The organism is Verrucomicrobiales bacterium (assembly GCA_016793885.1).
Taxonomy (GTDB): domain Bacteria; phylum Verrucomicrobiota; class Verrucomicrobiia; order Limisphaerales; family UBA11320; genus UBA11320.
In genome coordinates this window covers 1-11,877 of sequence record JAEUHE010000049.1, presented here as the reverse complement: position 1 = coordinate 11,877, position 11,877 = coordinate 1, and the positions used below count along the sequence as shown (strand labels likewise).

The window sequence follows — 11,877 nt, the reverse complement described above, 5'->3', positions numbered from 1 at the left end:
TTTTCCCAGGGTAGCTCGTTCCTCGCAACCCTTATAGTCCCTCCAAAGTTATTCATGATTGGCGAGGAGAGCCCTCCAGCTCCCCGCAGCCAATTGTGAATAACTTTGCGCGACGCGACCCTGAGATCTGTGAACAATTTGCCGCGGGTCCACGGGGACCCGCGGCCACGCCGCGCTGGAAGACGAACAATCAACCCTTCTCATGCGAAGAGTTAGCCCAGAGTTTCGCTCCAGCGCGGCGCTTGAACTCAAAACGAATACTCAGATGCCGACACTCAGAATGTCTCTGCTATAAGGCCTTCGCTGAGTCCAAGTCAGCGTGTCCGTGACTGCGAACACACTCAACCGAAATATTTGAAGATGAACAAATCAAACGAACTAGCGAACCTACCACCCGTCACGGAATTTGGCGCCTTCGTTGGCGTGGACTGGGGGGATGAAGAACATGCTCTGAGCCTACGCGCCGCCAATGGCAAGGTGATCGAGCGATTCACTCTGCAACAAACTCCCGAGGCTTTGGCTCAATGGCTCAACACGTTGCGCACGCGTTTTGCCAATCAGAAGATAGCTATCGCCCTCGAGCAGAGTCGAGGCCCTCTTTTGGCCGGGCTCACTCAGTACGAACATATCGTGGTTTTTCCAGTGAATCCCAAAAGTTTGGCGCGCTTTCGGGAAGCACTCTATCCCAGTCGTCCCAAAGACGACTTGGGCGACGCCGACCTGCTCTTGGAGTTCCTCCTCAAGCACCGAGACCACCTGCGCCCTTGGCAACCCGATACGGTCGAGACCCGTCAAATGGCGATTTTGAACGAGCAACGCCGCGGTTTCGTCGATTCCCGCACGGAGCTGACCAACCGATTGCTGGCTCATCTTAAGATGATTTTCCCACAGGCTATCGACTTGGTGGGTGGGAATCTCACCAGCCCCATGGCGGCTGACTTTCTCAAACAATGGCCATCGCTTTCGATGGTGAAGAAAGTCAGTCCCAGCAACTTACGCAAGTTTTACTATGGCCATAACAGTCGCTCCGAGGAGCTCATTGCCGAGCGTTTGGAACTGGTCAAAAACGCAGTCGCGCTGACCACCGACGCCGCACTGGTGGCCGCTCATAGTCTGGCAATTCAGACCCTGGCCTCTCAGTTGGCCGCGCTTCACCCCTTCATCGAAAAGCACGACGACCAGATAGCCGAACTCTTTGCCGCCCATCCCGACGCTCCCATCTTCGAGAGTCTGCCAGGGGCCGGGCCGAGTTTAGCTCCTCGTCTCCTGGTTTCCCTCGGGACCGACCGGGGCCGCTTCTCCAGTGCCGTCGAGGTTAGCTGCCTTACAGGCATCGCTCCGGTTACCGAACAGAGCGGAAAATCCAAGTGGGTTCACATCCGTTGGAGTTGTCCCAAATTCCTGCGCCAGAGCTGGCACGAATTCGCCAACTGCTCCATCCGCTTCTGCCCGTGGGCTCGTGATCTTTACAATGAGTACCGAAAGCACAACATTTCTCACCAGGAGGCCATCCGAAAGCTCGCCTACAAGTGGCAGCGTATTGTGTGGCGAATGTGGCAAGATCGTCAGCCCTATGACGAAGCCCGGTACGAGGCCGCACTCTTGAAAAAGCGTGGGCCAAAAACATCGGCGCCAACGCTCCAATCGAACTCACTTTCCGGTGAACAAAAAAACTAAAAACCCTTGCCGGAGTAACTCAGATGTCTGGGCTTTGAGCCGGAATCCCTTTGGGATTCTAACATTTGGTCGAAGAACTTGTGGGTAATGCTTAGGTCGTGCCACCGCGCTCCATAGAGGTCCCGCCTCGCTCCCTTTCCACCAGGTTCATGGCTGCAGTCTCCCAGCACGCAGTGCCTCCTAGCAGGAACCACCGTCGGCGGTGGTTCCTGCTAGCGCCGTATCCCAATCCTTCCAAACGGGCTCATACCCCATCGCTCGGAGCCGCTCCGCCATTTCAGCGGGCGACCGATGATCCGCAATATCGAACTGTCCGGTCGCGTTGGTCGATCGATCTTCGGTGGCATCCCACTCACTAGCGCCCTCCGCCAACGGCATCATGCGGCCTTTCTCCGTGTAGTGAATCCGCTCTTTGCCGGCGCCGGTATAGCCACCTGGTTCGGTGTGACTGCCCGCGCTGATCAATGTCACTCCCAGCGGGATTAACCCATCCCGTAGTCGCGCCGGTTCGCGCGTTGAAAGTACCAAGCCAACGTCGGGTAAAAACAGGCGGAGCGCGCACATCAACTGAACCAACTCCCGATCGGCCAGCACCGAGAGGGGCGTAAAGGAGCCCGCGCACGGGCGCAGACGGGGAAGCGAGATGGTGAGCTGAGCTTTCCAGCAGTGCCTGAGGAGATACTGAGCATGCGCCGCGACCGACAAGGCCTCCAGACGCCAATCGCTCAACCCAAACAAGGCCCCGATCCCCAATCGACGGAACCCGGCCGCATAAGCCCTTTCAGGCGTTTCCAACCGCCAATCGAAATCGCGCTTGGGCCCAGCCGTATGCATGGCGGCATAGACCGTGCGATCGTAGGTCTCCTGGTAAACCACCAACCCCTCGGAACCCGCCTCCACCAACGGGACATAGTCGGCCGTCTCCATGGGTCCGATTTCCAGCGACACGCTGGGGAAAAACTCGCGCATCGTTCGAACGCTGGCGGCCATGTATCCGTTGGACACAAACTTCGGATGCTCCCCTGCCACCAGCAGGACATTGCGAAACCCCTGCTCCACCAAGGCATCCGCTTCCCGACGAAGATCCGCATCGGTCAGCGTCACCCGCAAGATCGGGTTGTCCCGTGAGAATCCGCAATACTGGCAGTTGTTGATGCACTCGTTGGACAGATACAGCGGGGCAAACAGCCGAATGACTTTCCCAAACCGTTGGCGGGTCAGCGATTGCGACCGGCGTCCGAGCGTCTCGAGGCGCTCCTGAGCCGTTGGCGAGAGCAGCGTCGCAAAGTCCTCCAACGTGAGGGTTTGCTTGGCGAGCACCATATCCACGGCTGCGAGCGAAGCGGTCCGAGCACGAGCTCCCAGCGCCTCCAATGGCAGTCGGTTGAATTCTTGGACGAAAGTCACCCCGCCACCCTAGCAAAGCCCCCCAATCCGACAAGCAGGGGATTCACCCCCTACCCATTTTTGGCTTCCCATAGCCCAAGATTTGAATCAAACATCACTTTGCGGCGTCGATTGAGCCGTAAAACGGGGATGCCCGCATCGCCGATCCCATCCGGGAAACCGAGCATACTAAGGCCGCCCCCACAACAACGCGTCCAGATACCGATCTATCATGAAAAACCTAATCGCCCTGTTGGCCACCGTGTTCCTGGCCATGACTGCCTCCGCTGGTGAATTTCCGGACATCAGCATCTCCGAACTGAAAGCGGCCATCGAAGCCAAGAAAGTGGTCGTCATTGATGTGAACGGATCCGAATCGTTCGGCAAAGCTCACATCCCCACTGCCATCGATTTCGAAGCCAACAAGGGGTCCCTCGCCAAAGTCCTGCCGAAGGACAAGAAGGCCCTGGTCGTCGCGTATTGCGGCGGACCGAAGTGCAAAGCCTACCAAGCCGCCGCCAAGGCTGCTGAAAAGCTCGGCTACAAAAACGTGAAGCATCTCTCAGCTGGTATCGCCGGCTGGATGACCTCCGGAGAAAAGACCGAGAAGGGCAGCTAAGCTGACACTTCCCGCTTTGGGAAGCAGAACTCTCCAACCCCGATTCGAGCCTGCTCGGATCGGGGTTTTTGGTGCGTCCTACCAATCCCGGGGCAACTCCGCCAGGGTCCCTTTCAGAATACGACGAATCGTGCGGCTCTCCTCGGCTCCCAGATAAGCAAAATCACCCGCTTGCCCCGCCGAATCCAACGCACGCTTCAGGTTCGCGTAGACCCGCTGCTTCATTACGGCCGGCAGCCCCGAAAAAATAGGAGTGTAAATCATAAAGCTGCAGCGATGCTTGAAAAGCTTCGTCTGGAGATCTAGGTCCTTCAGAGACTCCCCGGCCGGGGTCGCCGTTTTTCGATCTTGTAGGAAAGCGGCCTTGAACGCGGCATCACCCTCCACGCCCCCGCTCGGCAGCGGAGCCTCCTCGGCAAACAACAAATACCGCACCAACGAGCGGGCCTGACGATCCAGCTCAGCTTCCTGGCTGGGCGACAACCGGCCCTGCCCAGCGTGAAGCCAACTCCTCGTTCGATACGAGGCACCCAGCACGCGATTCACAAATCCCGCCTGGTGCTCGAGAATCAAATGGGCCAGCAGATCGCTGGAAGCCACCGGGTAACGATCCCATGAGAAGCGCGCGCCCGGCAAGTTGGGGACCGTTTGCACGACTCCCGCAACCAGCGCTCCAGTCAGATTGCCGTGGTGGTTTGTGAAGCTTCCCTGGCCCGTGACATGCCATCCGCCCAACCGCTCAGACAGCGGAATGTCGTGGCCCGTGAGATCGATCCGATAAGCGGTCAGGCTGCCACCCGATGGACCGGGCATGACTGACTTCAGCGCCAAACCTGGCACATACCCAGTCTCGCTGCCCGCATGGCAGTTCATGCACCGGTCCGATCGCTCCAGGCGTATCGGCTTTTGAGCGGAGGGGATATCAAAGATATAGAAAATTCCCCCGAGTTCTGGATCCAAGGCGACAACCTCGATTCGTCCCCCGGGAACGTATCCCACGTAGATCTCGTCAGAAAAATAGATCGCCCGAGGGCTCGACGGGGAAATTCGGCTGAGCTGCAGGCTCGTTGTGGAGAACACCAGCAACTGAGAACTGAGAGGAATCTCGAGGTGTTTCAGCAAACTCACCAAGAACGCCTTCTCAGAGCTGACATCCAAGGCAACCTGTCCCGATTCTAAAGCCACTTTCATCCGAGTGATCCGATCCGAAGGGACGCGTTTCTGATAAAAGTGAGGAGCCTCGTTGATATCCCAGTCATCCTCCTCCGCTCGAGCGGAGAGGACGCTCAACCCCAGCGCTGCCATGAACAGAATGGTGCCACACCACATGATGGGGGCCATCGTAGAGGATCGACCCTCCGAGGAACAAGACTTCGCTGCGGGCGCCGAGAACCCGGAGGGTTCAAAGAGATTAGCCGGGGCGTGGAGCGCAGCGACACCCCCGGTCTATCGCCCCCCTATTGAACAGCACCCTGAGAGGTGTGCCACCGATCGGCGAAGGGAATGACGAACGGATTAGGTTGCGTGAGAAGGAGTGACCGAAGTCTCAGCAGCCGGTGGCATCGGTACGCGATGCTCCGTACTTTTAACAGTTCCGGGGGTGCGAGCACCCCCAGCTAAATCTCTTTGAACCCTGCGGGTTTGGGCTCCCTCACACCAAGGTGAGGAACTGACGTACTGCCCAGACCGTTTAGTCCGCATGATTGGGCGTAAAGATGAGGGCACTACACCGCGGTCCATAGGGCGTTCCGGCTCTCCAATGACTTACGTAGCGGGGTGGCGTTATGGAGTGCGGAGACACGTCTCCGCTTTTCCTGCGCGCAACGGAGTGACTGGAGGACGTCCTTGGTAGATGGGTGGGTTGGAGGGGATGAGGCGGCATGAAGGAACAGCGGTGTCGTGCCACCGCGGTCCATAGGGCGGTCAGGCTCTCCAATGACGTACGTAGCGGGGTGGCGTTATGGAGTGCGGAGACATGTCTCCGCTTTTCCTGCGCGCGACGGAGTGACTGGAGGGCGTCCTTGGTAGATGGGTGGGTTGGAGGGGATGAGGCGGCGTGAAGGAACAGCGGTGTCGTGCCACCGCGGTCCATAGGGCGTTCCGGCTCTCCAATGACGTACGTAGCGGGGTGGCGTTTTGGAGTGCGGAGACATGTCTCCGCGCTCCACAAAGCCCCACCCTTTCGCACGTCATTCGGATTCTCAAAACGGCCAGAAATTGGGGAACTTGGCCAACAGGTGCGACGCCCCCGTCGCCAGCAGAATAAAGTAGCCGGTCGTGAGAACAAACGAGACGCATCCCCCAACGAAGAACAACCCATCCCGCTCCAACGCCCCGGCAGCCAGCAGCAAAACCGTCCAAGCCGGAAGCGAGTTGCTAAACGGAATGGGAAGCGGAATGATCAGATAGAGTCCCGAGATGGCGATCAGCAGGCCCGCCACGCGACGGAACACAACTCGCTCCTGCATGAACGTGAGCCGAGGCCGCAGAAGATACTCGATCCACCGAACCACTCGACTAGCCGAAGCCAGAAGCTTGCCCAAAAACTGCGGAGGCAGCTGATAGTCCAACAGTCGCTGGGGCAACCAAGGTTTCTGTCCTAAGGCCATGCGCCCACCGATCAGCGCCACCGCCACTCCGAAAGGGATGGAGAAGCCCGGAAGTGGAATCGGGGTCACGAATGGGAGTGCTATGCACACGAGCAACAGATGAAACCCTCGTCCCTTGGTGGCCAGCAAGATCTCGCCCACCTGCACCGGACGCCCTTCAAACGTTTGAGTGAGCTGCTGCAACTCCTCAGAAAAGCGCAGGTGAGGCGGCTTCTGTCCATTGGGTGAATGAGTGCCCTGCCGATGTCGACGGTTGTGACGGGGTCGTTTCATCGTTCAGTCCTTGAGAATCATTGCCCCCCGCCATTCCACCCGATACGCGCGCGCATGCGTTAACAGCTCCACCGAAAGGTCGACCTGGTCGCCCGAGCGCAACTGCCCCCGCCCGAGCAAAGCCGCCGGGATCTCCAGGATTGCCACATTGCGCACGTTGAGATTCAGCCCCGACAAACACTCCACCCGAACGGGCGGCTCATGAACGCTCACCAAGGCTTGACGTCCGGCTCCCAGCCGCGACTTCACGGACAGTCCGTTCACCTTCACCGACCACAACGCACGATCCTCCTTGGGTATGGACGCCCCACGATAATAGGCCTCCTCCACGATATCGAGAGCATAGAGTCCCAGGTAAAAGGCGTTGGTGGTCCAACAGAGGTAAAGATCCGCTACCGGACGTTCGGAGACCGGCGGCATAAAACCTCGCTCGCGATCCCAGTGCTTCAGGGCGGTGGTAGGCACAAAACGCGCGAAGGGATCTTCGGTAGCCATCGGCACACCCGTTCGTGCGTCCGGCCGCCGACGAGCTGCCTCGGCTCGAGCCTTGGCCGGGTCAAAGCGGGAGAACATCTCGGTCAATTCCTCATAGGGGCGGTTATGAATGTCCACCAATCCGAAGTTGAAGTTTTCTCCATCCGCACGCCCGTGGCTGGGTTCATCGGCGTATTGGAACCAGTCGGCTCCCACGACATACGGGAGCTGAGCCAAATCGTTCAACGTCCGCGCAGCGGCAGCGGCCCGTTCAGACTGCGTCTCCACAACCGGATAGATCCCGTGGTCGTTACGATTCCGAGAACGGTTCTGCCGAGCGGCCATATAAAACTCCGATACCAGGATGGGCTTACGGGTAATGTCGCGCAACGTTTCGAGCTGGAAGCGAGGAAAGGTCCCGTCGTTCCACGCGGCATTCAGGTTGGATGAAACGACATCGACGTGACGCCCGCAGGCCTCGGCTACCTCCGGATAGTAGAACGACTGGTAGCGATCCCCCAGATACAACGCGCCGGGATCCAAGCGAAGAATGATCTCGCGCATGAGTCCGTAATAACGATGCGCAAGCAGCCCCAGGAATTGCCGCATCGGACGAATTCCCCGACCACCCGGCTTCATGAACAACGCCCCACCTCGCTGAAGCTCCCGCCACCCCTGGGCGTTCTCAGGAGTAAAATCAGCCATGAGCCGAGCCCAGTCCTCCTGATAATACTCACGCAGGAGTGCAATCAAGCGCTGCCGTTGTCCGCTGTGCCGTGGCTGTTCCAGGGTCATCTTCCACAGGGTCGCGTTCCACCATCCGAGTTCGTTGTCGCTATAGTACCCCATCACCCTGGAATCGCCCTTGAGCGGCAGGATTTGGTCGCGAGCCACGGACTCCATCCGACGGATGTTCCGCGCATCCCACATGTCCCACCAGGGAGCACCGGCGGTGGATCCCATGTGGAGCACCGGCGTGAGGTAAAGCGTCTGCTCCTTCGATGTTCGTAGAATGGGCAGATCTCCCCATCCCCCAACCGTGGTGAACCTCCAGGACTTGAGGCGGCTGAGAGTGTCGTCGGCCCAGCGTTCGGGACTGGAGTAGTGCTGCCAGAAGGCATACGCCGGATTTTCCGGATCAAACTGCTCTCGGTTAGGCCCGGAACTCAGCACGCACACGCCGAGGGAAAAAAAGGGGTTGGAGTCCGGAGTCACCAACGACCATCCGCCCGCCTGTTGACGTACTGCAAATCGGGAGGACGGCAGCGGAGCGACCAAAGCTGCCCACCCGGCTACAGGCAGCCCTAGCACCCCGACCCATCCAGTGAGTCTCCATAAGAATCGAACAATGCCCATGTTCACTAAGCCACCCCCATTAGTCTTCAAAACAACCCAAACCAGCTCGCCATGACTTTATAAGTACCTCGAGTAACGGAGTGCAGCGCCTGCTGCATGGCGGGAATCTGCATCACCAGGATGACCACAATGAATCCCACTCCCACCAATCGAGCGTAGAATTCTCGACTCATTCCCGTGACCACCCTCAGCACGTGGGATCCATCCAACGGCGGAATCGGAATTAAATTGAAGAAACAGAGAATCAAACTGATCTGCGCAAACTCCTTGCAATACGGAGCCGCTTGGGGGAGGTGGATGATTAGGAACACCCGAGCCAGCCCAAGCAGAAGCACGGCCAAAACCAAGTTGACCAGTGGTCCAGCCATTGCGATCGCAATATCATCCCAACCTGGCCTTCTCAGTTTCGTCGGGTCAACCGGTACCGGCTTCGCCCACCCCACCAGCATGCCCCGAAAGCTGGATCCTGAGTAGGAAAGATACAGCATCAGCAACGGGAGAATCACGGTGCCCACTAAGTCCATGTGAACGATTGGGTTCAAAGAGACTCTTCCCAGCTTTTTGGCAGTATCGTCCCCGCACTTCATAGCCATCCACGCATGCCCCAATTCATGCAAGGTGAGCAGCAGAATGAATCCGCTGTAGCTGACCAACAGCTTTTGAAGGAGTTCCCCGGTCATGGCGAGTGGTCCACGCCAAGGGTCAGGTCTACCATCACCGGAAAGTGGTCACTGGGATACTGGCCTCGTCGCGAGTAGGTGATCACCTCCGCCTGACGGGCGGTCCACTGACCGCGACCCATCACCCAGTCAATGCGCCACGAGCCCGGCTTGGGTCCGGCAAAATCGTGAAAGGTGCTGAACCCCTCATTGCGTCGCCGTTCGGCCGTCAGCCAGAAGTCTTTCAAGATCCCCTGCTCCACAAGGATCTGGTAGGTCCGATTTTCGGGAGGCCCCGCATTGAAGTCGCCAATCAGAAGGACCGGCGCCGGCTCGGGGATTCGCGCGATCCGATCCCGCAACAGCTCGGCACTCCGTTCGCGCGCCGGCTGCGATTGGTGATCGAGGTGAACATTGAAGACATAAAAGCGAACTCCGCTGCGACGCTCCCGCAGCTCAACCATCGTTGCCATCCTGACGACCTTATTTCCCCAGGTGGCCGACGCGATGACGGTGGGGGTATCGGACAGCCAAAAGTGATCGTAGGAGAGAGGCTCGAATCGAGATTTTTTGTAGAAAACCGCTGCGAACTCGCCGCGGCTTCCACCTTCGCGCCCCGTCCCGATCCAATCATAGGCGGGCAGGTCCTTGGCCAAATCCAGGAGTTGGGCATAAAGCCCTTCCTGAGTTCCCATGACGTCAGGCTGATACCGCTGAAGACACTCGCGCATCACCGGCCGACGCACCGCCCAGGAATTCGGCGAGTTAGTACTCGCATACCGGAGATTGAAGGTCATGACCTTCATAGGCAATTGAGCGTCGGCCGCGCCGGCACTCTTTGCCAGAAATGCCAAACCCACAGCCAGCAGGCATAAGACACTCCGGACCATCGAGGTCCAACGAAATAGCGTCGTGGTAATCACGTCTTGCAGGGTAATTCTGCCCCGGGACAATAGGCAATGCTTGTTCTGCAGGGCTAGAAAACAGCAAATTGGGTGTGGTCGGCAGCGCCGATCTCTGAACAAAATATTGGTGAATTGGACAGAGTCTTGCCTAATATGACCTTAGATATGAGCACCGCAACGGCACCCGTCGACTTTCAAGATCCCATCAACGCCGCAATTCTGGCGGTGTCCGAGGATCAGCTTCAGGGCTTCCAACGAGACCCGATTGGAGCCATTAGCAAACAATCCGGCGTGCCGGCCGAAACCGTGCTGGAGCGGATCAAGGCCATGCTGACCGCCGGAACCATCCGCCGCGTTCGACAGACGCTCCTGGCTACCAACCTCGCCGACGGCGCGTTGGTGGCCTGGGAAGTCTCCCAAGACAAGCTCGACGCCAGCTTCGATTACCTCTTTCAGCAGGATCCGTTCTCGGGACATGTAGTCACGCGCTCCACGGACGCCGCCACCCACGGATCCACCTATAAGCTCTGGACCACGCTCAAAGTGCCCCAAGGCTTCTCCCTGACCAAGCATTGCGAATTCTTGCGCCAAAAGATCGGAGCGACCCATTTTCGCATCATGCAGGCGAAACGCCTGTTCGCGCTGGGAGTGGGCCACACTCGCCGCCGCGGCATGGAGCCCGGGAGCAAGGCCGATGAGCCGGCCGAGGCCGTGGAGGTCCAGGTAGCAACCCTTTCTGATCTCGAGTGGCGGGTCCTGGTCGCCTTGAAGCGCGAGTTCGCTCCGGAAGAATTCACTCCTGACCTGTGGGTAGCACGCGCTCAGGAGGCGGGCGTGCCTCTCCCCGTCTTCTACGAAGTCGCAGAGGACCTAGACCGACGCAAAATTATCGGGCGCTTTTCCACGTTCCTTGAGCACGTCAAACCCAGCGCCTCCGGTGAACGTGTCACGCGTTTCAACGCGCTCTTCCATTGGGCCGTGCCTCCCGGCCGTGAGATCGAAGCGGGTCAAGAAGTGGGACGCCATCACATCATGACCCACGCCTACTGGCGCGAAGGCGGCCCCGAGTTCCGGAATGTCAACGTCATGGGCGTCGCCCACGGAACCGACAAAAATCTGGTCCTCGCCCACAAGGCGGCCATCGATCAACACCTCCAGACCAAAGGCATCCCCATCCTCTACACGAACGTGTTTTGGGGTGGTCGAAGCGAGATCAAGCCATCGGAAATCTCTCCTTTCGCCTACGAAGACTGGTGCCGCAAGCAAGGCATCGATCCCGCCACGATGCGTGCGGGGGTGTGAAGGTGGTAGGTGGTAGGTGGTAGGTGGTAGGTCACTCGTCACTCGTCACTCGTCACTCGGCAGGTGCCAGGTGCCCATGTCACGCCGAAGCCCTGGCGAAGGCGGAAGGTGCTAGGTGTTAGGTGCCGGTAATGTTTCCGAACCCGGAGGGTTCACAGAGATTAGCCGGGGAGTGGAGCGCAGCGGGACACCCCCGGTCTCGCATCCCCCTTCACCAGCACCCTGGAAGGCGTGCCACCAGCCCCCCTCCGTCCCGTGAGCCTGGATTCCCTCTGAGCGACAGAGCTATTCCCCCCGACGACCAACTCGATGAACGTACGTTCACCGACTTTGTCGTGGCCCCGGCCGGGGCTACTCAAGCTAGGGGGTGGAGGGCTGAACCAAAAACGGCTTCGCGACGCGCTGGACGTATTTGGAGTTGACCGTGAAGCGGTCCGACGAGGTTTATAGTTCCGATTTCCGGCAGCCCTCTGCCGTTTTGGCCTTCCCGGCGTAGCCGGGTGCCGCCCCGCCCCCCAATCAGACAGCCGAACATCAAACGACTCCGTACGGCAAAGAGCTCATGCACTTGTCCCCTCGACGACCAACTCGATGAACGTACGTTCATCGAGTTGGTC

Annotated in this window: 9 protein-coding genes; 3 read left to right on the top strand and 6 right to left on the bottom strand. The window is 58.8% G+C overall.

Annotated elements, in window-relative coordinates:
* Positions 1-360 precede the first annotated feature (360 nt).
* Positions 361-1,677 (top strand): IS110 family transposase, encoded by a 1,317-nt coding sequence (locus JNN07_06735; GenBank protein ID MBL9167421.1) that lies wholly within the window; start codon positions 361-363, stop codon positions 1,675-1,677.
* A 180-nt stretch (positions 1,678-1,857) separates the two neighbouring features.
* Here the strand turns inward: JNN07_06735 and thiH are convergent, their stop codons facing one another.
* Entirely contained in the window at positions 1,858-3,084 is a 1,227-nt protein-coding gene (gene thiH, locus JNN07_06730; protein MBL9167420.1) for a 2-iminoacetate synthase ThiH, read from the bottom strand.
* A gap of 211 nt (positions 3,085-3,295) precedes the next feature.
* On the opposite strand from thiH, the gene JNN07_06725 reads away from it, so the two are divergent.
* Positions 3,296-3,682, top strand: a complete 387-nt coding sequence (locus JNN07_06725; GenBank protein MBL9167419.1) for a rhodanese-like domain-containing protein — start codon at positions 3,296-3,298, stop codon at positions 3,680-3,682.
* A 78-nt stretch (positions 3,683-3,760) separates the two neighbouring features.
* Here the strand turns inward: JNN07_06725 and JNN07_06720 are convergent, their stop codons facing one another.
* The 5 genes from JNN07_06720 to JNN07_06700 all read right to left on the bottom strand — a co-directional run bounded on the left by JNN07_06720 (position 3,761) and on the right by JNN07_06700 (position 9,850).
* The gene (locus JNN07_06720; protein MBL9167418.1) at positions 3,761-5,011 is read right to left on the bottom strand and encodes a hypothetical protein; all 1,251 of its coding nucleotides are present in this window, start codon (positions 5,009-5,011) and stop codon (positions 3,761-3,763) included.
* An 872-nt stretch (positions 5,012-5,883) separates the two neighbouring features.
* The gene (locus tag JNN07_06715) at positions 5,884-6,564 is read right to left on the bottom strand and encodes an exopolysaccharide biosynthesis protein (protein ID MBL9167417.1); all 681 of its coding nucleotides are present in this window, start codon (positions 6,562-6,564) and stop codon (positions 5,884-5,886) included.
* Positions 6,565-6,567: 3 nt separating this feature from the next.
* Entirely contained in the window at positions 6,568-8,394 is a 1,827-nt protein-coding gene (locus JNN07_06710) for a hypothetical protein (protein ID MBL9167416.1), read from the bottom strand.
* Positions 8,395-8,420: 26 nt separating this feature from the next.
* A complete protein-coding gene (locus JNN07_06705; GenBank protein MBL9167415.1) occupies positions 8,421-9,074 on the bottom strand; it encodes a site-2 protease family protein in 654 nt (217 codons plus the stop codon).
* Positions 9,071-9,850: an endonuclease/exonuclease/phosphatase family protein gene (locus JNN07_06700; GenBank protein MBL9167414.1), complete on the bottom strand. Its 780-nt coding sequence runs from the start codon at positions 9,848-9,850 to the stop codon at positions 9,071-9,073. The genes JNN07_06705 and JNN07_06700 overlap by 4 nt, the downstream gene beginning before the upstream one ends.
* A 273-nt stretch (positions 9,851-10,123) precedes the next feature.
* Here JNN07_06700 and JNN07_06695 point away from each other — a divergent pair, with 273 nt between their 5' ends.
* Positions 10,124-11,260 (top strand): Lrp/AsnC family transcriptional regulator, encoded by a 1,137-nt coding sequence (locus JNN07_06695; protein MBL9167413.1) that lies wholly within the window; start codon positions 10,124-10,126, stop codon positions 11,258-11,260.
* Positions 11,261-11,877 lie beyond the last annotated feature (617 nt).

Coding starts and splice junctions, on each gene's coding strand:
- JNN07_06735 (MBL9167421.1), top strand. CDS start 361: ATGAACAAATCAAACGAACTAGCGAACCTACCACCCGTCACGGAATTT.
- JNN07_06725 (MBL9167419.1), top strand. CDS start 3,296: ATGAAAAACCTAATCGCCCTGTTGGCCACCGTGTTCCTGGCCATGACT.
- JNN07_06720 (MBL9167418.1), bottom strand. CDS start 5,011: ATGTGGTGTGGCACCATTCTGTTCATGGCAGCGCTGGGGTTGAGCGTC.
- JNN07_06715 (MBL9167417.1), bottom strand. CDS start 6,564: ATGAAACGACCCCGTCACAACCGTCGACATCGGCAGGGCACTCATTCA.
- JNN07_06710 (MBL9167416.1), bottom strand. CDS start 8,394: ATGGGCATTGTTCGATTCTTATGGAGACTCACTGGATGGGTCGGGGTG.
- JNN07_06705 (MBL9167415.1), bottom strand. CDS start 9,074: ATGACCGGGGAACTCCTTCAAAAGCTGTTGGTCAGCTACAGCGGATTC.
- JNN07_06700 (MBL9167414.1), bottom strand. CDS start 9,850: ATGACCTTCAATCTCCGGTATGCGAGTACTAACTCGCCGAATTCCTGG.
- JNN07_06695 (MBL9167413.1), top strand. CDS start 10,124: ATGAGCACCGCAACGGCACCCGTCGACTTTCAAGATCCCATCAACGCC.